Below are 23,873 nucleotides of genomic sequence, written 5' to 3' on the forward strand. Positions count from 1 at the left end.
TCACGTTGTGCTCAGCCTTGGTCTGCTCGGTCGGGTCTCTCGCCGTGGGGCCCCCGGGCGAAGGCCGGGTCCGCGCTCGTCACATCAGGCAGGACGCAGCGGAGCGCGTCCTGCCTGACACACCTGACTCATCCGTTCACTTCCCTGAGCCGGTCATCAAGGGTGCCCGGGGAAGGCGGATTCCGCCACGCAATTTAGGGCCCGCCGGGACGTCAGCGCAGCCGCAGGCGCAGCTCCCCGACCCGCAGCAGCCGGGCGAGCAGCAGATATCCGAGGGCCATGACGGCGGCGCCCGCGGCGAGGGCGAGCGCCGTGCGGGCGGTGTCCGCGTCGGCCCCGTCCGCGCACGCGCGCGCCACCGCCCACGCCAGGGCTCCGGCGGGGGCCGCGGCGAGGCCGAGCTTGCCGTAGGTGCGGGCGAGACGCTTGCCGTCCAGGCGGCCCTCGAGGCGCCTGCGCAGCAGCCGCGCGGTGAGGAGCAGCCCCACCGCGTACGACAGGGTGTAGGCGGCCGCCATGCCGACGACCGCCCAGCGCGCGGGCAGGAGCTGGTGGCAGGCGGTGGCCAGGGCGATGTTCACGGCGGCGATCCAGGCCGCCATCCAGAACGGCGTGCGCGTGTCCTCGAAGGCGTAGAAGCCGCGCAGCAGCAGGTACTGGGCGGAGAACGGGATGAGACCGAGCCCGAAGGCCTGGAGCATCTGGCCGAGCGGCCGCACGGAGTCCGCGTCGGCCGTGCCGTGCCCGAACAGCAGCGTCGCGGTCTGGGGGCCGAGCGCGAGGAAGAAGAACCCGGCGGGCACGATGACGACGCCGGTCAGGCGCAGCGCCCGGGACAGTTCCCCGCGCAGGTCGTCGGTGCGGCCCTGCGCCGCCGCCGTGCTCAGCCGCGGCAGCAGCGCCGTGACCAGGGAGACGGTGACGATGGACTGCGGCAGCAGCCAGATGGTCTGGGCGTAGGAGTACGCGGTGTAGCCGACGCCCGCGGTGGGCAGTCGCTGGTCGGCGGCGTTGGCGTAGTTCGTGACGACGGTCAGCGCGACCTGGTTGGCGAGGACGAAGAGCAGCGTCCAGCGTGCCGCCCGCGCGCTCGCGCGCAGGCCCGCGCCGCGCCAGTCGAAGCGCGGGCGGAAGCGGAAGCCCGCGGCGCGCACGAACGGCACCAGGGCCAGGGCCTGGAGCGCGATGCCGCAGGTCGTGCCGATGCCCAGGAGCCGCACGTGGGCGGCCGTGATGTCACCGACCCGCTCCGGCGCGGTCATCAGGGTGAGATAGGCGCCGAACATGGCGATGAGGACGACGTTGTTGAGGACCGGCGTCCACATCATCGCCCCGAACTTCTCCCGCGCGTTCAGGACTTGGCCGAGCATGCCGAACATGCCGTAGAAGAAGATCTGCGGCAGCAGGAACCTCGCGAAGACGACGGTGAGCTCGAAGGCCTCGTGGTTGTCCGGGGTGTCGCGCAGGTACAGGCCGACGATGTCGGGCGCCGCCCACACGGCGAGCGCGGTGCCCGCGGCGAGCACGCACAGGACGAGCGTCACCAGGCGCTGCTCGTAGGCCCGGCCGCCGTCGGCCTGGGTCTGGCGGGCGCGGACGAGTTGCGGCACCAGGACGGCGTTGAGCGCGCCCCCGATCAGCAGCGTGTACAGGCCGGTCGGCACGGTGTTCGCCGTGTTGTACGTGCTGGCGAGCAGGCCGGTGCCAAGAGCCGCGGCCTGGAGCGTCTGCCGGATCAGGCCGGTCGCCCGGGAGACGACGGTTCCGGCGGCCATGAGCAGCGAGGAACGGGCCAGACCGCCCTTTCCCCCGCCCCGGCCCCTGCGCGGCGCGGCGTGCCGCCCGCGCCGCGCACGCCCCCGGCGATGACGATGGCGCTGGCGTTGATGTAAGCCGGGTATGTGTTCCCGGTCCGCCGACGGCGGACCTGCTATGTCGTGTGTTCCCTCCACCATGGCACCAACCTATCCACGCATGATCATGAATGGGCGATTCCGCCTCATGTGCGCGTCTGTCGGCGGGGGCGGGGAGAAACATCCGCGCGGACCTGAATCCTTTTCCCGCCCGGTGGCTCTTATGGTCGAGCGGCTGTGAGGCCGGTGTGTCCTGGAGGTGGTTCGGTGCGTGCGGTCGAGGGTGGTTCCGGTGTCGGAGTGCGGGTCGTGGCGGCGTTGAAGCGTGTCTGCGCTGTGCTGCGGCGGCCGCTGCCGCGGAAGGAGGGCGATCGGCGTGGCTAGCTCCGCGACCCGTTCCCGGCCGAAGGCCCGTGCCTGGCCGAAGTCCCGTGCCTGGCCGGACGAGCGGCTCGTCACGGCGGCGCGGTCCGGCGACGAGGCGTCGATCGCCGTGCTGGTGTCGGGGGCGTATCCGCACGTCCGGCGGTTCGCGTTCGCGCTCTGCGCGAGCGGTCAGGACGCCGAGGACGCGGCGCAGGACGCGATGATCGTCCTGTTCCGCGAGGTGGGCACGCTCCGGGCGACCGCCGCGCTCGCCTCGTGGCTGTTCCGTATCGTCCGCAACGAGTGCCTGCGGCGTGCGCGCGCCGTGGCCCGCGCCGTGGAGCCCCGCCCGGAAGCGGTTGTTCCGTCGGCCGAGGACGAGGCGCTTGCCAGGCTGGAGGTCGGCCGTGTGGCCGCGGCGGTCGCGGCGCTGCCCGCCGACCAGCGCCACGTACTGATCATGCGGGACGTCCGCGGCCTTTCGGGCCGGGCCGTGGCCCAGGAGCTCGGCCTGAGCACGGCGGCGATGAAGTCACGGCTGCACCGCGCGCGTTCGGCCGTGCGCGCGCACCTCGACGCCGCCTCGGACGCCAACGGCCCTACGGGGCCCGCCCCTTCACCGGCCCACCAGCCAGCAGACGCCGGGAGGCCCCTGTGACGCTCCCCTCCCCCTCACTCCCACCCGAGACCAAGCCCGCGCCCCGCGGCGTGCTCCTGGTGCACGGCGCTTGGCACACCGGCAGGGCCTGGGACGGTGTCGCGGCGGGGCTGCGGGCCCGCGGCGTCGCCGTGGCCGTCGCCGAGCTGCACCGGGGGTCCCTCGCGGCCGACACGGCGGCCGCCGAGGCCGCCCTTGACCGGGTCTCCGGGGCCGGGCCCGTCGTCGCGTGCGGTCATTCCTATGGCGGGGCCGTCATCACGGGCCTGCCGCCGCGGCGGGTCGGCCACCTCGTGTACCTCGCGGCGATGATGCCCGACCGCGGCGAGAGCGCCCTCGGCCTGCTCGCCTCCGCGCCGCCCACCGAACTGGCCGCCGCCATGGTCGGCGGCCCCGCGGGCACCACCACGATCGACCCCCGGGCCGCGGGGAAGCTGTTCCACGCCCGGCTCACCGAGGAACAGCGCGCCCGCCACACCGCCGGACTCGTCCCCCAGGTGATGGCGGCCGGTGGGCAACCAGTCGGCGCCGCCGCCTGGCACCGGCGGCCCAGCACCTATGTGCGGTGCACCCAGGACCGCGTCCTGCACGCGGACCTGCAGCGCCGGTTCACCGCCCGCGCGACGCACGCCCTGACCTGGCCGAGCGACCACGGCGCGTTCGCCTCGCACGTGACGGAGACGGTCGAGCTGCTCCATCGCCTCGCCACCGGACGGCCCGCTTAGCGTCCCGCGCGAGCCGGTCCCGCCGCCGGTCGCCGAGGCGGGCGGCGGAGCGGGACCGGGCCGCCGCGCCGACAACGCTCGGCGACGACGCCTTCGGCTACGCGCGGAACGTCTCGGGCCGCTCGGGGCTCGCCGCCGCCAGGGCCTTGGTGACCTCCTCGACGCCCGCCCGCAGCCCGTACACGGGCGTGTCGGGCTGCTGGCGCCAGGACTCGTCGATGCCGCCCGCGTCGACCGTGTCGAAGCCGATCTCGTCGATCAGGTCGCGGATGATCCGCTTGGCGGCCTCGTCGTCGCCCGCGACGGGTACGGCGATGCGCCGCGGGTCGCCCTTGGGGAGCGGCTTGTCGATGAGGTCCTCGGCGTACGTGCCGTTGAACGCCTTGATGACGGGGTGTCCGATGTGCCGCTCCGTCCAGCGGCTCTCCGGCAGGCCGTCCTCGATGGCGTCGATCCTTCCGTCGCGCTGCCGCGGGTAGTAGTTGCCGGTGTCGAGCACGGCGAACCCGTCGGCGGCCTCGTCGAAGAGGCCCGACGGCAGGTCGGGGACGTTCTTCAGGGGGACCGTCACGACGACGACGCGCGCACCGCGGGCCGCGTCCGCGACCGTGACGGGCGTCGCGCCGGTCTCCTCGGCGAGGGCGGTCAGGGTGTGCGGGCCGCGGGAGTTGGCCACGGACACCTCGTGCCCGAGCGCGGTCAGGCGGCGGGTGAGATTGCCGCCGATGTTGCCCGCGCCGATGATGCCGATCTTCATGGGTCCTCCAGGGCCGTGGCGCGCCACGGCCCGGTGCCGTCGGCGCATGTGTGCCTGCAACCCCAAGGCCGTTACAGCTATTTCCCCCGCATCCCACGGATTTTCAGCGGCTCACGGCTGGGATCGGCCGGGTGCCAGGCGCCGCAGGGTGCCCGGCTTGTTATTCCCCGCCAGCCATTGGATATCCGATGGCTGGCACCGCCTTCCCCCTCGCATCCCTATGGGTGACGGCCGGGGGCCAGCGGCTGAACCAGGCGGAGGGACGTCGTACCCCACGCGGCCTTCATCCCCCACGGGCGGAGTTTCACCGTCCGTTGATCCCCCTCGTCCCTCCCCGCCTGTCCTGTCCGACGTGACGCCCGCGCGAGCCCGCCGCACGCGGCGGCCGCACCGCCCGTGAGCTGCCGGTGCGTACCTCGGACCGCTCTTGACGCCGTCTTGCGCATAGGTTCGGAATCACACACCTCGTGTCGTCCGTACGTTGCGAAAGGACCGCTCCCCATGAGCACCCCGAACACCGCGCGCCCCGCCGACGCCTCCGGCACGTTCGCCCTCGGCGGCGACCTGGCCGTCAACCGGCTCGGCTACGGCGCCATGCAGCTCACCGGACCGGGCGTCTGGGGCGAACCCGCGGACCGGGACGAGGCCGTCCGCGTGCTGCGCCGCGCCGTGGAGCTCGGTGTGAACTTCATCGACACCGCCGACTCCTACGGTCCGTTCGTCAACGAGGTCCTCATCAAGGAGGCCCTGCACCCGTACGCCGACGACCTGGTGATCGCCACCAAGGGCGGCTTCACCCGCTCAGGACCCGGCGACTGGCGCGCGGTGGGCCGCCCCGAGTACCTGCGCCAGCAGACCGAGCTGAGCCTGCGCCACCTCGGTGTGGAGCGCATCGACCTGTACCAGCTGCACCGCGTCGACGAGCAGGTCCCGCTCGCCGACCAGGTGGGCGAGCTCGCCCTGCTGCAGAAGGAGGGCAAGATCCGCCACATCGGCCTGTCCGAGGTGACGGTGGATCAGATCAAGGCGGCCCGCGAGTACGCCGAGATCGCCTCCGTGCAGAACAGGTACAACCTGGCCGACCGCGGCGCGGAGGACGTCCTGGACTACGCCGAGCGCGAGAACATCGCGTTCATCCCCTGGTACCCGATGGCCACCGGTGAACTCGCCCGCCCGGGCGGCCCGCTCGACGCCGCCGCCGCGGAGCAGGGCGCGAGCCCCGCGCAGCTCGCCCTCGCCTGGCTGCTGCGCCGCTCGCCGGTGGTCCTGCCCATTCCCGGTACATCCCGGGTGGCGCACCTGGAGCAGAACACCGCCGCCGCGACGCTCACGCTCAGCGACGCCCAGTTCGAGGCGCTGTCCGCCGCGGTCTGACGCGCGGCCCCTCCGGCGCCCGCCCCGTCTCACGGGCGGGCGCCGACGGGCGCGCCCGGCCGGAACGCCCCCGCCATCAAGGCCGCGGCCAGCGCGGTCGCCCCGCCCGCGACCATCGCCGTGGACGTCGTGCCCCGGTCCACCACGGCGCCGCCCGCCAGCGCCCCCAGCGCGAGCGTGGCCTGGAACGAGGCGGTGAACAGAACCGAGGCCGCCTCGGGCGCCCCGGGTGCCGCCGCCGCGAACCAGGTCTGCGAGCACACCGGCACGGCCCCGTAGGCGACGCCCCACACGACGAGGAGCGCGACCGCGCCGCCCGCCGACCGTCCGGCGACGGGCAGCAGCAGGGTGGCCGCGGCGATCAGCCCCGCGGCCCCGGCGAACGCGGCGCGCGGGCGGCGGGCCGCGACCGCGCCGCCCAGGAAGGTGCCGACGATCCCGGCGGCCCCGTACACGAGCAGGAACACGGTCGTCAGGTCCGGGCCGACGCCCGTGACGTGCCGCAGGAAGGGCGTCACGTAGGTGTAGGCGCCGAAGTGCGCGAGGACCACGAGGAAGGTCATCGCCAGGGCGCGGCGGGTGTTGGTGCCGCGCAGCAGGCCGCGCAGGACGCCGGGGCGCGGGGCCGCGTCCGGGGGCAGCGCGGGCAGCACAAGCGCCATCAGCGCGCACACGGCCAGCGACAGGAATCCCATGGCGACGAAGGCGGTCCGCCAACCCGCGCTCTGACCGAGAGCCGTCCCCGCGGGCACACCGAGCACCGAGCCCAGCGGGACCGCGGAGAAGATGACCGCCCGCGCGCGCCCGGCGCGCTCGCGCGGGACAAGGCGCTCGGCGAGCCCGGCCGCGAGGGACCAGAAGCCTCCGATGGTGACGCCGACCGCGACGCGCGACACCAGCACCAGCCAGTAGGCGGGCGCCGCGGCGGCGGCGAAGCACGCCGCCGCGAGCAGCGCCACGCACGCGCACAGCGTGACCCGCCGGTCCACGCGCGCGGTGGCCTTCGTGACGAGGGGCGCCGACAGCGCCGCCAGGAAGCCCGGCATGGTCATGGTCAGGCCCGCGGTCCCGTCCGTGACGCGGAAGTCGCTCCCGATGGCGGGCAGCAGGCCGATGGGCAGGATCTCCACCGTGACGATGGCGAAGATCCCCGCCGTGACCGAGACGACGGCGAGCCACTGGACGAGCGGCGGCCGTTCCGGCGCGGCGGAGGGTGCGGGGAGCGTCGTGCTGGCAGGCATGGGACCGTCCTGGTGCGGGGCTGGGGGCGCCTTCAGTCCACCAGCGCCCACCGCACGCGTCTGGCAGGTACGCGACACCATGATCGGCTGGTCCCGGCCCGTCGCCGCCCGCCGCCGCCGTGAATTCCCCGGCGCCCGCGCGTCCGCCGCTGCTAGCATCGCCGCGTGATCACGTCCGCGCAGCACCTCGTCATGATGCCCCGGCCACGGGGCTTTTGACGTTCGGACGCACGCGTTTTCCGAGGCCCCGAGTCGGGGCCTCGTTCCGTTTCGAGCGGCTTCGGAGCCCCGCCTCCCGACTGGAGGTTCCGATGCCCCCGTCCCGTACGTACGTCACGACGACCATCCCGTACGTCAACGCCCGCCCGCATCTCGGGTTCGCCCTCGAACTCGTCCAGGCGGACGTCGTCGCCCGCCACCGGCGCGACCGCGCCGACGAGGTGCGCTTCCTCAGCGGCACCGACGACAACTCCCTGAAGAACGTCCTGGCCGCCGAGGCCGAGAACGTGCCCGTGCGGGATCTCGTCGACCGCAACGCGCGGGCGTTCGCGGCGCTGCGCGCTCCGCTCGCGCTGTCCCTCGACGACTTCATCCGCACCAGCGCCGACCCGCGCCACCGCGTGGGCGTCGAAGCGCTGTGGCGGCGCTGCGCGGCCGCCGGGGACCTGTACCGCAAGCACTACGAGGGCCTGTACTGCGTAGGCTGCGAGCAGTTCTACACACCCGCCGAACTCGTCGGCGGCCGCTGCGCGGAGCACGGCACCGAGCCGGGGACCGTCGCCGAGGAGAACTGGTTCTTCCGCCTTTCCCGGTACGCCGGCCAGCTGCACGAGCTGATCTCCAGCGGCCGGCTGCGGATCGAGCCGGCGGCGCGCCGCAACGAGGTCCTCGCCCTCGTCGCGGGCGGCCTGCGCGACTTCTCCGTCTCGCGCTCGCACACCCGCGCCCGCGGCTGGGGCATCCCGGTCCCCGACGACCCCGACCAGGTCGTGTACGTGTGGTGGGACGCGCTCGGCAACTACGTCACCAGCCTCGGCTACGGCACCTCGGACCCCGCCTACGCCCACTGGTGGGAGGGCGAGGGGCGCCGCGTCCACCTCGTCGGCAAGGGCGTCGTCCGCTTCCACGCCGTGTACTGGCCCGCCATGCTCCTGTCGGCGGGCCTGCCGCTGCCCACGGACGTCCTCGTCCACGACTACCTCACCGTCGGCGGCCGCAAGATCAGCAAGTCCGGTGGGGCGACGGTCGATCCGGCGGAGCTGGTCGCCGCCTACGGGACGGACGCCGTGCGCTGGTGGCTGCTGCGCGATGTGCCCCGCGTCGGGGACGCCGACTTCACCCGGGAGCGGCTGATCGCGCGCGCGAACGCCGACTTCCCCGGCGGCTTCGGCAACCTCGTCAACCGGGTCGTGACCATGGTGCACCGCTTCCGGGACGGCCGAACGCCGCGCGCGGGCACGGGCGTCGAGGAGGCCCGGCGACTGGCGGCGGTGTGCCAGGGGGTGCGGGCGGAGGTCGACGCGGCCCTCGCGGACTTCGACTTCCGGCGGGCGACCGCCGCGGTGTGGCGGATCGTGGAGGAGGGCAACCGCTGCGTCGACGTGACCCGCCCCTGGGACCTGGCGAAGGCCGAACGGGCCGGTGACCGGCGGGCGGGCGACCGGCTCGACCACGTGCTCGCCGCCCTGCTGGACGCCTGCCGCGCCCTGGCCGACCACCTCGCGCCCTTCGTCCCCGATGCGGCGGCCCTGATCGCCGCGCAGTGCGCCGAGACCGACGGCCGCGTCCCGGCGCCGCGACCGCTGTTCGCGCGGGTCGGCGAGCCCGTCGGCTAAGCCGCCGAAGGCCCTCGGCGGCATGGCAGGATAGGTGGGTTTCTCGTCATTGCGGCCATCCGGGCCCAGTTGAAGAATCGCTCGCATGACGCGAGAGAGCACGGACCCGCAGCCGCACACCGGCGACACCACCGACACCGCGTGGGGCGCTTTCGGGGACCTTCAGTTCCCCGAAAGCGCCCTGTCCCTGGCGGCGTTGCGGTTCGCCCGGTCCATCGAGACCCCGGTCGTCTTCCACCACAGCCTGCGCACCTATCTGTACGGCCGCTCCGTCGGCGCGCGGCGGGGCCTGCTGCCCGGCCGCGACTACGACGACGAACTCCTCTTCCTGGGCTGCCTGCTGCACGACGCCGGGCTGACCGAAGAGGGCAATGGGGAGGCGCGTTTCGAGGTCGACGGCGCGGACCTGGCGGCCGACTTCCTCACCGGGCAGGGCGTCGCGGCCTCGCGCGTGGAGGTGGTCTGGGACGCGATCGCGCTGCACACCACCGAAGGCGTCGCCGCGCGCAAGCGCCCCGAGATCGCGCTGGTGAGCGCCGGGGCCCGCGTCGACGTCGCGGGCAGCGCCCGTGATCTGCCGCCCGGGTACGCCGACCGGGTCCACGCGGTGCTGCCCCGTCTGCACACCGCGCCCGCGCTCCGGGACGCGATCGTGTCCCAGGCCCTGACCAAGCCCGCCAAGGCCCCCCTGTTCAGCCTGCCCGGCGAAATCGTCCGCCAGCGGACCGGGGCGGCGTGGCCGTCGTGGGAAGAGGTCACGCAGTCGCCGGGCTGGAACGACTACGAGGGCTATGAGCCGGTCTCCTGAACCGCTCGGCCGTGCCTCCGGGCGGCCTCAACGGGCGAGGGGGCCGCTCCCGTCGGACCGGGTGAGGACGCGCCGCAGCCAGCGGGTGCGGGTCTCGCGGGCGTCGCGGCTGAGGGCCGCCCGGGGCACGTAGGTGTCGAAGCCGTGGAAGGCCCCGGGCCACACGTGGAGTTCGGCCCGGCCACCGGCCTGCCAGAGCGCGTTGGCGTAGGCCACGGCCTCGTCCCTGAAGATCTCGGCCGATCCGACCTCTATGAAGGCCTCGGGGAGCCCGGTGAGATCGGTGGCGCGGGCGGGGGCCGCGTACGGCGGCAGGTCGGCGGCGCCGTAGCGCTCCCCGAGCAGCGCCTGCCACGCGGTCGCGTTGGAGGTGCGGTCCCAGGTGTCGACGCCCGACATCTGATGGCTGGAGAACGTGTCGCCCCGGTCGTCGAGCATCGGGCACAGGAGCAGCTGCCCGAGCGGCGCGGGCGCGCCCCGGTCGCGGATGAGCAGGGCCAAGGCCGCGGCGAGTCCGCCCCCCGCGCTCTTCCCGCCGACGATCACGCGGTCCGCGTCGACGCCAAGGTCGGCGGCGTGCTCAAGGGCCCAGACGAAGCCCGCGTAGCAGTCCTCCACCGGCTCGGGGTAGCGCGCCCGCGGCGCCAGGCGGTACTCCGCGGAGATGACGGCGAGCCCCGGCTCGACGGCCCACTCCCGCAGCAGCTTCGGCAGCACGGACCACGCGTTGCCCATGATCATGCCGCCGCCGTGCAGGTAGTACAGGAGCGGCAGCGGCCCGGTGGCTCCGGCGGGCCGCGCGCTCACGAGGGTGACGTCCGGCCCGCCGGAGGCTCCCGGCACCCGCAGTTCGTCCACCTCGAAGCGGCCGTCCGCGCGCAGCTCTTGGACCGTCGGGCGCGGTCGTGCCGCGGCGTCCCGCCGCTGCCGGGCCGCGAGGTTCTCCGGGGTGAACGGCCCCCTCGGCCGGTTCCCCAAGGCCGCGAGGCCCGCGCTCAGTTCGGGGTCGAGAGGGGGCGGGTGATCCATGGGCGTAGTCAATCATCCCGGTCACCGGTGCCCGCGCCCCGCCGTGCGGTCTCACGCGCGGCCGCCCGCGCCCGCCTCCTTCGCGCGGCGGTGGTGCGCCACCCGCTCCCGCGTCGCGCACCGGCGCGAACAGTAGCGCCGCACCGATCCGCTGCCGCCGGCGACGAACGCCTCGGCGCAGCTCGGGGACGCGCACTGGCCGCCCGGCGGGCGCTGGCGGTCCCAGAGGAGGACGGTCAGGGCCATGCACGACGACGCGAGGAACCACTGGGCCCACGGGGCCGCGTCATCGCTGTCGAGGTGCGGGTGCCAGGGTGAGGTGCCGCCGTGCGCGGTGAGCCGGACAGGACCGCAGCGCTCGGCGAGCAGCCGGTTCAGGAGGCGGGCCGCGGCGTCCACGTCGGCGGCGGCGAACACCTCGCGCAGCGGCACGGCGGCGGCGCGCAGCTCCGCCACGTCCTCGGCGGTCAGCTCCAGCGGGTCCGCCTCGCCGTACGCGCGCAGCACCGCCTCGACCTCAGCCGCCTGGGGCGCGTCGCCGCCGAGCGCGTTGACGAGCGCGGCGGCGCGCTGCGCGGTGCGCAGCACGGAGTGCCGGGTCGACCAGTCGTCCGCGTCCCTCGGGCGTGCCTCCCGCGCTGCTTGCTGTGCTGCTTCCGTCTGCTCCGCTGCCACTTCCGCCCTCACAGCTGCTCCCTTCATCTGCTCCCTTTCCCGGTACGGCTGCTCCGCTGTCCCGCGCGCTCCCCACTCCCCACGCCCGCACGACGAATGTAACGCTATTCCGCTCTTTTAACGTTACCTTGTAACGTCCCGCACATGACGAAGCGTTACGGGATATTCCTCTACGCGGCGGGCGCCACGGCCGCCCGGACCGGTGACGAGATGTCAGGGCCCGCGCTGCTGCTGGTGGGGCTCTCGGTCACCGGATCCGCGTCGGCCGCGTCGGCGCTGCTCGCGGGGATCACGGTGTCGGCGGCGGTGGGCGGGCCCGTCTTCGGGGTCCTGCTCGACCGGGCGGCCCGGCCGGGGCGCCTGCTCGCGGGCGCGCTCGCCGCGTACTCCGCCGCGCTCCTGCTCGTCCTGCTTGCCCTCGGCCGGGTCCCGCTGCCCGTGGTGATCGCCACGGCTCTGCTCGGCGGGCTCCTCGGGCCCGCGCTCGCGGGCGGCTGGACCTCCCAACTGCCGCGCGTGGCGGCCCCCGACGCACTGCCGCGCGCCAACGCCCTGGACGCGCTGACCTACAACGCGGCGAGCCTGGCGGGCCCGGTCCTCGCGGGGGCCGTGGCGATGACCGCCGGGGCCCCGGCGGGCGTGGTCGTGTCCCTGGTCCTTGTCCTGCTCGCGCTGCCGGTGGCCTGGACGCTGCCGGGCCGGGCTGGGGCGGGGCGCAGCGGTCCGGCGACGTCGATCACGGCGGACCTCGTCGCCGGGTTCGCGGCGATCGTGACCGCCCCGCCGCTGGCCCGCGCGACGCTGACCTCCGTGGTGTCGTACGTCGGTGTCGGCATGGTGGTGACCTGCACGCCCCTGCTCGGTGACGCGGTGCTCGGCTCCTCGGGCTCCGGCACGGCGCTCCTGACCGTTCTCGCCGCCGCGTCCCTCACCGCCAACGCCCTGCTGTCCAGGCGGCCCGGGCTGCTGCCGCCCGACGCGACCGTCCTGGCGAGCACCCTCGTGCTCGCCGCCGCCTTCGCCATCGCCGCGACGGCCGCGCCCGCGCCGCTCCTCGCGGCGATGGTGCTCGCGGGCGCGGGCGCGGGACCCCAGCTGACGGCGCTGTTCGCGGTGCGGCACCGGGAGGCGCCGGAGCGGCTGCGGGGGCAGATCTTCACCACGGGCGCGAGCCTGAAGATCACCGGTTACGCGGTCGGCGCGGGGCTCGGCGGCCCGCTCGCCACCTGGTCGCTGTCCGGCGCGCTCCTCACGGCCGCCGGGTGCGAACTCCTCGCGGCGGCGGGCTTCCTGGCCCTCTCCACACCGCGTCGCCGCGTACGGAACGCGCGAGGTCCAGGGCGTCACCCGGACGCGCCGCCATCGCACTCCGGCTCCCCGCGCATCGCACCGTAACGTCCGGGGAACTCCTTACGCACCCGCCACGAGAGATCCCCCACCCATGCCCGCACCCACCGTCCCCCAAGCCGGGCACGAGCCCCGCGCCCACCGCCCGCACCCGCCGAAGCGGCGCCCCTGATGTCCGCCCCCGGCACCGGCGCCGCCGTGGTGCTCCAGGACTACGACCGGCACGGCCGGGTGTGGGCGCTGAGCCCCGCCACGGGGCTGCTCGCGCCCGCGTCCGGCCGCTGCCACGGCTTCGTCCACCTCGACGCCGCCCCGCGCGGGGACGAACCGCCCGTCGCCGCCGCCCTGTACGCCGAGGGGCGCGGCGGCGGGCCGCTGTGGCTCCAGTACGGACCCCGGCGGTGGGACAGCGACGCGGTGACCGTGCGGCAGGCGTCCGAGTCGGACGGCCACCGCCTGTTCACCGTCTTCGGGGCGCGCGGCCCGGAGCTCGAACTCCGTTACCCCGCACCTGACCCGGGCCCCGCCGACCCCGCCCACGACTGGATCGACACCGTCGCCGACGACTTCTTCCTGTGGGCCGCCGAGCGCCTCACCTGCGACGACGAGGGCGCACGACGCGCACTCAGGGAGCACTTCGGGGCGGGGTTCCCGTCCGGGTGAATCCACGTGCCCTGATGAGCCCCCGGGGCGATGAGTCCGTGAGCGCGAGGGAGTCATTACTACGTACTAAGAGGTGTCGTAGCAGCGCGAGCGGCACCGCGAACCACCCACCGCACGTCGCAGCGAACGAACGCCTTGGACATCCAGCAGACCGGGCCGCGCGGGTCGCGACCCCTCACCCGGAGGTGTGCCATGTGTGCCCATCAGCCGCCGTGCCCGACCGCCGAGCGACCCGACCGGGATGCCGCACGGGTCGTCAGCGCCCATCCCGAGCAGGGCTGGAGCCTGCTCTGCAACGGCACGATCGTCTTCGACGACACCGGTGAACTCCTGCCCGACGGACGCGTGGTGCCACCCTTGCGCCCGCTCGCCTCGCAGCCCCCGGACCTGGCCGTCGCCGCCTGAGCCGATCCCCTCTCCTCCCGTGCCGCACGCGCGCGTGCGGCACGGGTGCGGTCACGGCAGGATCGCGCCGAGCAGCGCCCGCGCGCACAGGTCCCGCACCTGGTCGCGGCTCGGCTCCCGCGTGTGCAGCCACTCCAGGCAGACGGCGACCAGGAAGGCCAGCCAGCCGCGGACCGCGAGGCGCAGCGCGGGCGGGTCGTCGGCCAGGCGCGCGGTCTCGGGGTCCGCGGCGAGGGCCGCGAGGATCTGCCGCTCATGGGCGGCGAGACCCTCCCGGTACACCGCGCGGACCGCCGGGTCGCCCGCCGCCTCCGCGCGGTGGAAGGCCCTGAACCCCTCGGCGTGGGACTCCACATAGCCGAGGAACGCGTCGAGCCCGGTGCTGATCTGGGCGCGGATCGGCAGGCCCGGCTCGGCCGCCGTCAGGCGCAGCATGCGCAGGCTCTCGCGCCGGACGACCGCGGCGAAGAAGTCCCGTTTCGTCGGGAAGTAGTGGTAGAGCAGGCCGCGCGAGACGCCCGCGATCTCCGCGACCCGCTCGATCCACACGTCGTCGTAGGGGTGCCGCGCGAACAGGCGCGCGCCCACCGTGAGCAGCTGTTCCTTCCGCTCCTCTGTGCTGAGCCTGCGGCGCGTGCGCTCCTGGGGGTTCGCGGCCATGCGAGCACCTTACTTGACGTCGGTTCAACAGCGGGACGAGACTGTCAGGGCTTATTGAATCGACGTATAAGAAGGCCCAACGGGCCGCGCGCTCAAGGGAGATGGCCGACGTGGCACAGACGACGCGGCAGGCGGAGGGCGCGGGCGTACCGCCCAAGGGGTTTCGCGGAGCCGAGCTCGGCTGGCCGCGCCTTGGGCGGATACCGCACCCGCCGCACCGGGTTCCGCTGCTCGGCGACGTGCTCGGGGTCCGGCCCCGCACCCCCGTCCAGGACTCGATGCGGATCGCCCGGGACCTCGGGCCGATCTTCCGGCGCAAGGCCTTCGGCAAGGAGATCGTGTTCGTGTGGGGCGCGGGGCTCGCGGCCGAACTCGCCGACGAGACGCGGTTCGCCAAGCACGTGGGGCTCGGGGTGGCCAATCTGCGCCCGGTGGCGGGCGACGGCCTGTTCACCGCGTACAACCACGAGCCCAACTGGCAGCTCGCGCACGACATCCTCGCGCCGGGCTTCAGCCGCGAGGCGATGGCGGGCTACCACCCGCTGATGCTGGAGGTCGCCGGGCGGCTGACGGACCGCTGGGACGCAGAGGCGGCCGCAGGGCGGGCCGTCGACGTGCCCGGTGACATGACGAAGCTGACGCTGGAGACCATCGCCCGCACGGGCTTCGGGCACGACTTCGGCTCCTTCGAGCGGTCCCGGCCGCACCCGTTCGTGACCGCCATGGTCGGCACCCTCAGCCACGCCCAGCGCCGCAACGTCCTGCCGCCCGCGCTCGCCCCCGTGCTGCTGCGGGGCGCCGAGCGGCGCAACGCCGCCGACATGGCCCACCTCAACCGCACCGTGGACGAGGTGGTCGCCGCCCGCCGCGCCGCCGACGCCTCGGGCGCCCGCGGGGACCTCCTCGACCGGATGCTGGACGTCGCGCACCCGGACACCGGCGAGCGCCTCTCGGCCGAGAACATCCGGCGCCAGGTCATCACGTTCCTGGTGGCGGGGCACGAGACGACGTCCGGCGCCCTGTCGTTCGCGCTGCACTATCTGGCCCGCCACCCCGAGGTGTTCGCCCGCGCGCGAGGCGAGGTCGACCAGGTCTGGGGCGAGGCCGCGGCACCCGGCTACGAACAGGTGGCGAAGCTGCGGTACGTGCGGCGGGTGCTCGACGAGTCGCTGCGGCTGTGGCCCACCGCGCCCGCGTTCGCCCGCGAGGCCCTGGCGGACACGGTCCTCGGCGGCAGGCACCCGATGCGGCGCGGGGCGTGGACGCTGGTCCTGACGATCATGCTGCACCGGGATCCCGAGGCGTGGGGCGAACGGCCCGAGGCGTTCGACCCGGACCGGTTCGCGCCCGCCGCCGCGCGGGCGCGGCCCCCGCACGTCTTCAAGCCCTTCGGCACCGGCGCCCGGGCCTGCATCGGCCGCCAGTTCGCGCTGCACGAGGCGACGCTCGTCCTCGCGCTGCTGCTGCGCCGCTACGACCTGCGGCCCGAGCCCGGCTACCGACTTCGGGTCGACGAGCGCCTGACGCTGATGCCGCGAGGGCTGCGACTGAGGCTCACCCGCAGGGACGACGCCCCTCACCCGAAGGGGCACGCGCCAGGCGCGTGAGGGGCCATTGTCAGACCCGTGCGCGAGAGTGGAAGTTGCACCTTCACTCATTGCACCCGCGGGCTAAGGAGCCAAGCGACATGACCGGCACGACGTACCCCGAACTGGACGCCGCACAGGCCTGCTTGCGGCTGCTGCACACCGCGCGCGCCGCCCTGTCGGACCCGGTGACGCCGCAGACGACGGCGCTGCTCGCGGTGCCGCTCGCGGACGCCGACGACGCGCTGCGCCGGGCGGGCCTCGCGGGCAACGAGGCGGCGCTGCTCGAGCGGATCTACGACCTCTCGCTCCAGCCCGCCACCGCGTACGAGGGCTCCGCGCGGTGAGCGCCGCCGACGCGGGCGCCACCCGCCCCGCCGAAGCGTCCGGGGAGGACACGCGGACGGCGAAGAGCAACGCGGCGTACGGCAAGAAGCCGTTCAAGCGCTCCAAGAGCCACTTCGCCGACCGCGTCACGGCGGGCGGCGAGGACGGCTGGCCGGTGGAGCCCGGCCGCTACCGCCTGGTGGTGAGCCGCGCCTGCCCCTGGGCGAGCCGTGCGGTCATCTCGCGCCGACTGCTCGGCCTGGAGAGCGCGCTGTCCCTGGCGGTGACCGACCCGATCCAGGACGACCGCAGCTGGCGCTTCACCCTCGACGAGGACGACCGCGACCCGGTGCTCGGCATCCGCTTCCTCAGCGAGGCCTATGACGCGCGCGAGAGGGGCTATCCGGGCGGCGTGAGCGTCCCGGCCCTCGTGGATGTGCCGAGCGGCAAGCTGGTCACGAACGACTACCAGCAGCTGACCCTCGACCTGGCCACGCAGTGGACAGCGCTGCACCGGCCGGGCGCCCCCGACCTGTATCCACGGCCGCTGCGCGACGAGATCGACACCGTCATGGACGGCATCTACCGCGACGTCAACAACGGCGTGTACCGCGCGGGTTTCGCCGCCAGCCAGCGCGAGTACGAGGCCGCGTGCCGGGACGTCTTCCGCCGCCTGGAGGAGACCTCGCGCCGCCTGGCACACCGCCGCTATCTGGTGGGCGACACCATCACCGAGGCCGACATCCGCCTCTTCGCCACCCTGGTGCGCTTCGACGCCGTCTACCACGGCCACTTCAAGTGCAACCTGTGGAAACTGTCCGAGGACCCCGTCCTGTGGGCCTACGCCCGCGACCTGTTCCAGACGCCGGGCTTCGGCGACACGGTCGACTTCGACCACATCAAGCGGCACTACTACGAGGTGCACACGGGCATCAACCCGACCGGCGTCGTCCCCCTCGGGCCCGATCCGACCGGGTGGCTGACGCCGCATCACCGCGAGCGCCTCGGCGGGCGCCCGTTCGGCGACGGGACGCCGCCGGGGCCGGTGCCGCCCGGTGAGGAGGTGCCGCCGCTCGCGGCGATGCCGTGAGGTGGGCGGCGCGGCACCGGGTGCGCGCGGCGTCGCGGTCCCTTCGCGGCCTCAGCCGGGCCCCGTCGCGGCCTGCCCGCGGCTCACGGCTCACGTTCGGGCGAGCCGCTCCACTGCCTTGAGGACGTGCCCGGACCCGTCCTCGGCCGTCATCGCGCGGGCCACGGCGCGGGCGGCGGACGTGTAGGACGGCTCCCTCACGACGGCGCGGAGCGCGTCACCGAGGCGCTCCGCGGTGAGCTTCCCGAACGGTACGGAGGCGGGGGCGGCGCCGAGGGCGATCAGCCGAGCCGCCCAGAAGGGCTGGTCGGCGGCGACCGGCACCGGCACGGCGGGCACTCCGGCGCGCAGCCCCGCCGCCGTGGTGCCCGCGCCCGCGTGGTGCGCCACGGCCGCCATTCGCGGGAACAGCAGGGCGTGCGGCACCTCACCGACCGTCAGGACATCGTCCCCGCCGGCCGCGAGGCCCGCCCGGCCCGACTGCAGGACGCCGCGCAGACCGGCCCGGCGCAGCGCGGCCACGGCGAGCTCACCGAGGCGCTCGCCCTCGCCCTCGGCCATGCTGCCGAAGCCGATGAACACCGGTGGCGGTCCTTCGGCGAGGAAGTCCGCCACGGCGGGCGGCAGCCTCGCGTCGGGCGCGTGGTGCGGCCACCAGTTGCCCACCACCTCCAGACCCGGGCGCCAGTCGGCGGGACGCCGCAGGACCGCCCCGGAGAAGCCGTGCAGGACGGGCCACCCCGTCCGCTCCTGGCGGGCGCGGACGGCGGCGAGGGGCACGGCGGGCAGGCCGAGCCGGGCCCGCAGGGCGCTCACCGCGTCCGCGTAGATCCGGTCGACCACGTGCAGCGAGAAGCGGCCCGCCGCGCGGTTGCCCACGGCGCCGAGGGAGCGGCCGCCGCTCAGCACGGGCGCGAAGTCCCGGGTCGGGTGGGCGGGCTGGAGATAGGCGCCGAGCGACGGCACGCCCATGGCCTCCGCGAGCTGCCAGCCGAGCGGTGCCGTGGTGGTGGACAGGACCAGCAGCTCGGCGCCGTCCCCGGCGGCGTCGGCGATCCCCTCGCCGAGGGTCCGCACGAACGCGGCGGCCGTGCGCGCCAGCTCCCTGCGGCTCCCGGCGGAGCCGTGCGCGCCCGGATCGCCGGGCAGCGACCGCGCCCGCAGCCCGGCACCGCGCACGAGCGGGGCGAAGGTGTCGTGGGTGGCGAGGGTGACATCGTGCCCGGCCGTGCGCAGGGCGGCGCCGAGGCCGGTGTAGGGGGCGACGTCGCCGTACGAACCGGCGGCGGCGATCAGGATCCTCATCGGTCGCCCCCGGCGTCGGCGCGGTCGGCCTCGACGGCTGATGGAGTGTCACTCTCACCCTCAGGTTTAGGGTGAGGTTGAGGGCCGGTACGCCCGCGCGCTGCGGCACCGGTGTCGGCGTCGGCCCGGGCTTCGGCACCGGCGGCGACACTGACACCGGCGTCGGTGGCACCGGCGTCGGTGGCGGCACCGGCCGCGGCACCCTCGTGAGCGGCGGCTCCGGCGTTGGCCCCCACCGCCTCCCACAGATAGCGGGCGAGTCCCGGCCGTTGCTGTGAGGGCGGCACCACGAGGGCGAACGCCCGCGCGTCGGTCAGGAAGTCGTCCGCGATCCGCCGGTGCATGTCGGGCGGGCAGTCGGTGAACCAGCGCCCGATGTGCCGCCGGTGCCGCTCGGCGAGGCTCCTGGCCCGGGGCCCGTCGGCGGGCTCCCCCGCGTCGAAGGCCGCGAGGACGTCCTCGCGCCAGTCGGCGGCCTCGCCCATGATCTGGGCCCAGTCCTCCTTGGAGTGCCCGGCGGCGCGGGCCATGGCCTCCCGGTGTCCGGCGCTGTCCTGCCACTTGAGCTCGGCCTCGGTGGCGTAGCTCAGGTCGAAGGTGATCTCGCCGAACACCTCGAACCGCTCCCGCGGACTGAGCGGCACGCCCGTCCGCTGGACCTCCATGGCCCGCTCGGCGACCGCCACGAGCCGCTCCAGCTTGCCGATCTGCTCGATCAGCGCCCGGTGCCGGGCGCGCAGCTGGTCGAGCGCGTTGGCCACCGGGTCCGCGAGGATCTGCGCGATCTCCTCCAGCGCGAAGCCGAGTTCCCGGTAGAAGAGGATCTGCTGGAGCCGGGCCAGGTCGGCGTCGCCGTAGAGGCGGTAGCCGCCGGGGCTGCGCTCGCTCGGCGCGAGCAGCCCCGCGCGGTCGTAGTGGTGCAGGGTACGGACCGTGACCCCGGCGAAGCCGGCGACCTGCCCGACGGTGTAACTCATGGTGCCCGCCCTTTCGTCGCCGTCCAGAGTGCGGCCTGACGTGACGTGAGGGTCAACTGGGACCGCCCCGGCCGCCGTCGGGGTGCAACGGCGCCGGAGCGAGCCGGGGTGCGCCCGGCGAGCGCGCGCACGGTGTGAGTGAGGTGGGCCTGGTCCGCGAGGGCCGCCGCGAGGGCCGCCTCGCCGGTGGGCAGCGCGTCCACGGCGGTGCGCGGCCGCCGCCACCGCGAGCGGAACCCCGATCTCCGCCCGTACGAGCGCGCGCGGCCGCACCGGGGAGAGCCCCACGTCGGCGGCGACGGAGGCGAGCCGCCGCGCTCGCCCGCTGGCCCGGACGGCGTGCACCGCCCACTGGCCCGGACGGCGTGCACCGCCCGCGGGTCGACGGCGGCGGGAGCCCCGGCGACGGCGGCCGTCCGGCGCCGCGGTTCGTCGGCGTCCGGCCGCGCCCGCCACGCGCCGAGGAGCCGGGCCACGGCCCTGAGCGTCGGCGCACGTCCGCCATCGCCGCCCTGGCCCGCACGCCGCTCCTCGCCTTCACCGCCGCCGCGCACGCCGTGCTCCCCGGCTACTTCTGTTCCCTGGTCCCCGACTGACTCCCGCACCCCGCCGCCCTCCTCGACACCGCCCGCCACACGTGGACGCGCTCCGGGCTGCCGCACGGCCCATGGGGCGTCGCGGCGCGGCCCGCCGTGAACCCCGCGCACCTCGCATGGGCCGCGGCGGTGGCGACCACGGCCCGATCCCCCCTTTTGTTAATGGAACCCATTTTCATGTACGGTCGACGCGTCCGCGCACCCCAGCTCCGCGCGTGCGCACCCCACGCCCCAGGAGGATCACCATGGCCGTCCCCAAGCGGAAGATGTCCCGCAGCAACACCCGCCACCGCCGCGCCCAGTGGAAGGCCAGCACGGCCCAGCTGGTCCCGGTCACGGTCGACGGCGTGACCCATCTCGTACCGCAGCGCCTGGTCAAGGCGTACGAGCGCGGGCTCATCCGCCTCGAGGGCTGACCCACCGCCGCCGCTGTCCCGGCCCTGGGGGATCATGCCGGGATGACTGATCATCTGCCGGAACCGGCGGCGGGCGCCCGGCTCGCGGCGTACACGCGCGCCGACCAGAACCAGATCCTCGGAGACGGACCCGACCCCTTCGGGGTGGCGGACACCGGGTTGACGTGGCTGCCCAAGGACGAGCACTTCGGCGTGCGGATCGACGGCCGTCTGGTGGCCCACGCCGGCCTGCTGCGCATCCCGGTCGCGATCGGCGGCGCGCGGACGGAGGTCGTCGGCGTCGGCGGGGTGGCCGTCGCGGCGGACGTGCGGGGGCGCGGCCTCGCCCGGCTCGCCCTGACCGCCGCCCTGGACCACGCCCGGACGATGGGCCCCCGCCACGGGCTGCTCTTCTGCCGTCCGCCGCTCGTCGCCCTCTACGAACGCCTCGGCTGGCGGCTGATCGACCGGGACGTCCACGTCGAACAGCCCGCCGGTCCTGTGGTGATGCCGCTGCGGACCATGTGGACCCCGCTGCGGGATGGGGCCGACTGGCCCGACGGGGAGATACGGCTGCTGTCGCACCCCATGTGAGCGGGCTTCGCCGGGCAGGCCGCCCGCCGCCGTCTCAGGTCAGCAGGCGCAGCATCCGCCGGCACGCCTCCCCCTCGTCCAGGCCGCGTGCCAGCGGGTGCCACTGGCCTCGTTCGTACGTCCCGACCTCCCACGCCCCCTGCCCGTCGCCGCGCAGGTACACGAAGTCCGGGGGCGTGGGCGCCGGTTCGTGGACGCCCTCGATCCAGTAGTAGCCGTCGGCCGCGCCTGAGGCGCTCAGCGCGGACCGCAGTTCGTGGACGTCCACCGTGCGCGCTCCTGCCGTCAGGCCTTGGCGGGCGTCAGATAGCCGTGGTCGAGGAGCCACTTCACGTTCAGGCGCTGCCCGTCACCCGGGTTCAGGAACGCGGGGTCGAGCTTGATCTGCTGGCCGTGGCCGGGCTGCTCGAACCAGGGGGCGATGCCGCCCTGCCAGACGTCGAAGTCCTTGGCGACGCGGTACACCCGATAGTCGCAGGCCACCGCGGCGTCGCGGGTGTTGAGGTTCTGCGGCGGCAGGGCGCGCTCGGCGTAGGAGTCGCCCGCGGGCGCCAGGAAGGAGCCGAACTCCGAGCCGAACCGGTCCAGGCGCTCGCCCCGCTCCAGCGTCTCGCGGTGCTTGTCGACCTGGCCGTTGACGGTGTCGAAGCCGTCGTTCGGCGGGTACTTCCAGCTTCCGGTGTCGGCCGGGCCCTGCCAGTACTTCTTCAGGAACGCGGACGGGGTGAGCTTCCCGGTGCGCTTCCAGCCCTTCAGGAGCGGCCCGACCGGGCGCTGCCCCTTCTTCGGCAGCCACTTGGGGCCGAGGCGGGCGTCGTCCTGGAAGGCTCCGGTGCACGGGTCGTGGCGCGGCGTGCCGGTCGGCGCCGACGCCTTGGCCGCCGGGGCGGCCGTCGCGGCGGGGGCGGCCGCGACTGTCGTCACAAGCGCGGCCGTCACTCCCATCGCGGCCAGGGTCGTGCGTATTCGGATCACATGGCTGTGGTCCACTCGGTGGCTCCTCGTCTGCGCTCATGGCGGTGCCCGCGCAGTCGCGCGGGCACCGGGATTCACCTGCGACAAGGTAGTGGAGCGATGGCCGTACGCGGTCAACAGGCGTCGCGGATCGGACGTGTTGACACGTTTTCGGCCGAAACGCATCGGGGCCGGGTGCGGTACGCGTACGACCGGGCGCCGATGAGCAGCGCCCAGCCGAGCCCGGCGAAGGCGAAACCGCCGAACGCGACCATCCAGACGAGGCCGGAACTCGTGGTGAACACGCCCTCCGGCTCCGGCCGGGGCACGACGCCGAGCGCCATGAGGGCGGCGCCGGGGATCAGGAGCGTTCCGTAGAGGGCGAGTCCGGCCCCGGTCAGCCAGGCGGGAACGAGCGGCAGCAGGCGCGGCACCCGGCGCCCGGACAGCGGCGGCGCCCAGCGCGGAAAGACCTGCCCCCAGCGGTGCAGCAGGCCAAGGAGCAGGAAGACGCCGACGAGCGCCGCGAGGACGGTGACGTCGACGCCCACGGAGGCGAGCGCCCTCGGCGCGCCGGACGCGCTCGACTCGATCTCGTCCTGCCAGGCCTCGGCGCGCACGCCGATCGCGTCGCCGCCGCACAGCCAGACGGTCTTCACCCCGGCCCAGGGCAGCAGCCCGCACAGGAGGAGGTACGCGGTGCGTCGCGTCCGGCGGGAGGCGGCGGTCGCGGCCGGGTGGGCCAGGGGCCCGTCGACGGCGCCCGGGTGCCGCCGCGCGCAGCGGGGGCAACGGCCCTTCAGGCGACGGCGGTACGCCACGGCCACCATGGTCAGCAGGGCCGCCCCGCCGGTCGTCAGGAGGAGGTTCACCAGGCCGGTGACGCTGTCCACGCCCGAGCCCGAGGCCACCGTCACGAACGTCGCGGGCAGGCCCGGCGCGCCCCAGCCGAGCGCCGGGATCAGCACGGCGAGCGCCACGCCGACCGCGATCCTTCCCCGCCGGTCGAGCTCCCGCGTCGTGGCCAGGCTCGCCCCGGCAGCGAGCACGCCCGCGACGGCCGAGCCCATCAGGAGGGCGGGCGGATAGTGCCGCTCCCCCGCCATCGGCACGCCGGTGCCGGACACCGCCCACATCGCTTGCAGGACGGCGCACAACACGGTCCACAGCGCGGCGGCACGCGGTGCCCACCGCGGCCAGCGCCACCACCACCGGGTGCCGCCCGCGCCGCCGGGTGGTGAACCGGCCGCAGGGGCCCCGGTGTCGGGGGCGCCCGGGGCGCGAGCGGGGTCGGCCGGGGGCGTCACGGGGTCCACGGGGTCCTCCAGGGGGGGCGAGAGCGGTACGCCACGGAGGCGTCCACGCCCTCGACCCTGCCTGGCACCGGGTGCCCGGCACATCGCTCCCGGGGCTCACCCCGCTCCCCCGCGCGGCGGATCAGGTTCACGGTGCGCTCGAAGAGCGGCAGCAGTTGCTCCGCCTTGCGGATCCCGGCGCCGACGACGACCACGTCCCAAGGCCGCTCGGTCAGCGCCTGCGCGTCGGCTCCGGGGATCGCCCCCGCCACGCACTCGCCGCACACCCACCGCACACCCACCGCACACCCACCGCACACCCGCGAGACGATAGGACATCTTTCAGAGCGAGGAGGAT

At 74.9% G+C, this 23,873-nt stretch carries 25 protein-coding genes and 1 pseudogene; 14 read left to right on the forward strand and 12 right to left on the reverse strand.

What is annotated here, in order from left to right:
• Positions 1-212: 212 nt before the first annotated feature.
• Entirely contained in the window at positions 213-1,955 is a 1,743-nt protein-coding gene (gene murJ, locus AC07A4_RS13410) for a murein biosynthesis integral membrane protein MurJ (RefSeq protein ID WP_478597068.1), read from the reverse strand.
• A gap of 274 nt (positions 1,956-2,229) precedes the next feature.
• Between murJ and AC07A4_RS13415 the strand changes: the two genes are divergently transcribed.
• On the forward strand, positions 2,230-2,877 hold the full coding sequence (locus AC07A4_RS13415; RefSeq protein WP_478597071.1) for an RNA polymerase sigma factor: 648 nt from the start codon (positions 2,230-2,232) through the stop codon (positions 2,875-2,877).
• Positions 2,874-3,602: an alpha/beta hydrolase gene (locus AC07A4_RS13420; protein WP_478597074.1), complete on the forward strand. Its 729-nt coding sequence runs from the start codon at positions 2,874-2,876 to the stop codon at positions 3,600-3,602. The genes AC07A4_RS13415 and AC07A4_RS13420 overlap by 4 nt, the downstream gene beginning before the upstream one ends.
• A 97-nt stretch (positions 3,603-3,699) precedes the next feature.
• On the opposite strand, the gene AC07A4_RS13425 is transcribed toward AC07A4_RS13420, so the two are convergent.
• Entirely contained in the window at positions 3,700-4,359 is a 660-nt protein-coding gene (locus AC07A4_RS13425) for an NADPH-dependent F420 reductase (protein ID WP_478597076.1), read from the reverse strand.
• A 501-nt stretch (positions 4,360-4,860) separates the two neighbouring features.
• On the opposite strand from AC07A4_RS13425, the gene AC07A4_RS13430 reads away from it, so the two are divergent.
• The gene (locus AC07A4_RS13430; protein ID WP_478597078.1) at positions 4,861-5,733 is read left to right on the forward strand and encodes an aldo/keto reductase; all 873 of its coding nucleotides are present in this window, start codon (positions 4,861-4,863) and stop codon (positions 5,731-5,733) included.
• Between the two features lie 29 nt (positions 5,734-5,762).
• Here AC07A4_RS13430 and AC07A4_RS13435 read toward each other — a convergent pair whose 3' ends face one another.
• Complete coding sequence (locus AC07A4_RS13435; protein ID WP_478597081.1) at positions 5,763-6,974, reverse strand: MFS transporter; 1,212 nt, start codon at positions 6,972-6,974, stop codon at positions 5,763-5,765.
• A 311-nt stretch (positions 6,975-7,285) separates the two neighbouring features.
• Between AC07A4_RS13435 and AC07A4_RS13440 the strand changes: the two genes are divergently transcribed.
• Together AC07A4_RS13440 and AC07A4_RS13445 are read left to right on the forward strand one after the other, a co-directional pair.
• Entirely contained in the window at positions 7,286-8,809 is a 1,524-nt protein-coding gene (locus AC07A4_RS13440) for a methionine--tRNA ligase (protein WP_478597083.1), read from the forward strand.
• Between the two features lie 85 nt (positions 8,810-8,894).
• On the forward strand, positions 8,895-9,617 hold the full coding sequence (locus tag AC07A4_RS13445) for an HD domain-containing protein (protein ID WP_478597085.1): 723 nt from the start codon (positions 8,895-8,897) through the stop codon (positions 9,615-9,617).
• Positions 9,618-9,644: 27 nt separating this feature from the next.
• Here AC07A4_RS13445 and AC07A4_RS13450 read toward each other — a convergent pair whose 3' ends face one another.
• Positions 9,645-10,646: an alpha/beta hydrolase gene (locus tag AC07A4_RS13450; RefSeq protein WP_478597087.1), complete on the reverse strand. Its 1,002-nt coding sequence runs from the start codon at positions 10,644-10,646 to the stop codon at positions 9,645-9,647.
• Between the two features lie 51 nt (positions 10,647-10,697).
• Complete coding sequence (locus tag AC07A4_RS13455) at positions 10,698-11,234, reverse strand: CGNR zinc finger domain-containing protein (protein ID WP_478597514.1); 537 nt, start codon at positions 11,232-11,234, stop codon at positions 10,698-10,700.
• 231 nt (positions 11,235-11,465) lie between these two features.
• On the opposite strand from AC07A4_RS13455, the gene AC07A4_RS13460 reads away from it, so the two are divergent.
• The 3 genes from AC07A4_RS13460 to AC07A4_RS13470 all read left to right on the forward strand — a co-directional run bounded on the left by AC07A4_RS13460 (position 11,466) and on the right by AC07A4_RS13470 (position 13,736).
• Positions 11,466-12,716, forward strand: coding sequence for an MFS transporter (locus AC07A4_RS13460; protein ID WP_478597088.1), 1,251 nt, complete (start codon positions 11,466-11,468; stop codon positions 12,714-12,716).
• Positions 12,717-12,839: 123 nt separating this feature from the next.
• The gene (locus tag AC07A4_RS13465) at positions 12,840-13,331 is read left to right on the forward strand and encodes a hypothetical protein (protein WP_478597090.1); all 492 of its coding nucleotides are present in this window, start codon (positions 12,840-12,842) and stop codon (positions 13,329-13,331) included.
• A gap of 192 nt (positions 13,332-13,523) precedes the next feature.
• Positions 13,524-13,736 carry a DUF5999 family protein gene (locus AC07A4_RS13470; RefSeq protein WP_478597092.1) on the forward strand — a complete coding sequence of 71 codons (213 nt, stop codon included), beginning with the start codon at positions 13,524-13,526 and terminating at the stop codon, positions 13,734-13,736.
• A gap of 51 nt (positions 13,737-13,787) precedes the next feature.
• Here the strand turns inward: AC07A4_RS13470 and AC07A4_RS13475 are convergent, their stop codons facing one another.
• Entirely contained in the window at positions 13,788-14,396 is a 609-nt protein-coding gene (locus AC07A4_RS13475; RefSeq protein ID WP_478597095.1) for a TetR/AcrR family transcriptional regulator, read from the reverse strand.
• A 110-nt stretch (positions 14,397-14,506) separates the two neighbouring features.
• Here AC07A4_RS13475 and AC07A4_RS13480 point away from each other — a divergent pair, with 110 nt between their 5' ends.
• The 3 genes from AC07A4_RS13480 to AC07A4_RS13490 all read left to right on the forward strand — a co-directional run bounded on the left by AC07A4_RS13480 (position 14,507) and on the right by AC07A4_RS13490 (position 17,399).
• The gene (locus AC07A4_RS13480; RefSeq protein WP_478597098.1) at positions 14,507-16,003 is read left to right on the forward strand and encodes a cytochrome P450; all 1,497 of its coding nucleotides are present in this window, start codon (positions 14,507-14,509) and stop codon (positions 16,001-16,003) included.
• 80 nt (positions 16,004-16,083) lie between these two features.
• Positions 16,084-16,329, forward strand: a complete 246-nt coding sequence (locus AC07A4_RS13485) for a hypothetical protein (RefSeq protein ID WP_478597101.1) — start codon at positions 16,084-16,086, stop codon at positions 16,327-16,329.
• Positions 16,326-17,399 (forward strand): glutathione S-transferase family protein, encoded by a 1,074-nt coding sequence (locus AC07A4_RS13490; RefSeq protein WP_478597103.1) that lies wholly within the window; start codon positions 16,326-16,328, stop codon positions 17,397-17,399. Before AC07A4_RS13485 ends, AC07A4_RS13490 begins: the two co-directional genes overlap by 4 nt.
• 90 nt (positions 17,400-17,489) lie before the next feature.
• Here AC07A4_RS13490 and AC07A4_RS13495 read toward each other — a convergent pair whose 3' ends face one another.
• Both AC07A4_RS13495 and AC07A4_RS13500 read right to left on the reverse strand, forming a co-directional pair.
• Entirely contained in the window at positions 17,490-18,704 is a 1,215-nt protein-coding gene (locus AC07A4_RS13495; protein ID WP_478597105.1) for a glycosyltransferase, read from the reverse strand.
• Positions 18,705-18,913: 209 nt separating this feature from the next.
• Positions 18,914-19,681: pseudogene (locus AC07A4_RS13500) on the reverse strand (MerR family transcriptional regulator); the annotation flags it as partial.
• 365 nt (positions 19,682-20,046) lie between these two features.
• On the opposite strand from AC07A4_RS13500, the gene AC07A4_RS13505 reads away from it, so the two are divergent.
• The 3 genes from AC07A4_RS13505 (at position 20,047) to AC07A4_RS13515 (ending at position 21,266) form a co-directional block, all read left to right on the forward strand.
• A complete protein-coding gene (locus AC07A4_RS13505) occupies positions 20,047-20,277 on the forward strand; it encodes a hypothetical protein (RefSeq protein ID WP_478597107.1) in 231 nt (76 codons plus the stop codon).
• Between the two features lie 245 nt (positions 20,278-20,522).
• Positions 20,523-20,693: a 50S ribosomal protein L32 gene (rpmF, locus tag AC07A4_RS13510; protein ID WP_478597109.1), complete on the forward strand. Its 171-nt coding sequence runs from the start codon at positions 20,523-20,525 to the stop codon at positions 20,691-20,693.
• 42 nt (positions 20,694-20,735) lie between these two features.
• A complete protein-coding gene (locus AC07A4_RS13515) occupies positions 20,736-21,266 on the forward strand; it encodes a GNAT family N-acetyltransferase (RefSeq protein ID WP_478597111.1) in 531 nt (176 codons plus the stop codon).
• 34 nt (positions 21,267-21,300) lie between these two features.
• Here AC07A4_RS13515 and AC07A4_RS13520 read toward each other — a convergent pair whose 3' ends face one another.
• From AC07A4_RS13520 to AC07A4_RS13535, 4 genes are all read right to left on the reverse strand, one after another.
• Positions 21,301-21,534, reverse strand: a complete 234-nt coding sequence (locus AC07A4_RS13520; RefSeq protein ID WP_478597114.1) for a hypothetical protein — start codon at positions 21,532-21,534, stop codon at positions 21,301-21,303.
• Between the two features lie 17 nt (positions 21,535-21,551).
• Positions 21,552-22,241, reverse strand: coding sequence for a TNT domain-containing protein (locus AC07A4_RS13525; protein WP_478597517.1), 690 nt, complete (start codon positions 22,239-22,241; stop codon positions 21,552-21,554).
• A 113-nt stretch (positions 22,242-22,354) separates the two neighbouring features.
• Entirely contained in the window at positions 22,355-23,536 is a 1,182-nt protein-coding gene (locus AC07A4_RS13530; protein WP_478597117.1) for a hypothetical protein, read from the reverse strand.
• Positions 23,524-23,817, reverse strand: coding sequence for a hypothetical protein (locus AC07A4_RS13535; RefSeq protein WP_478597542.1), 294 nt, complete (start codon positions 23,815-23,817; stop codon positions 23,524-23,526). The genes AC07A4_RS13530 and AC07A4_RS13535 overlap by 13 nt, the downstream gene beginning before the upstream one ends.
• Positions 23,818-23,873 lie beyond the last annotated feature (56 nt).

This window comes from Streptomyces sp. NPDC043996, assembly GCF_056435225.1.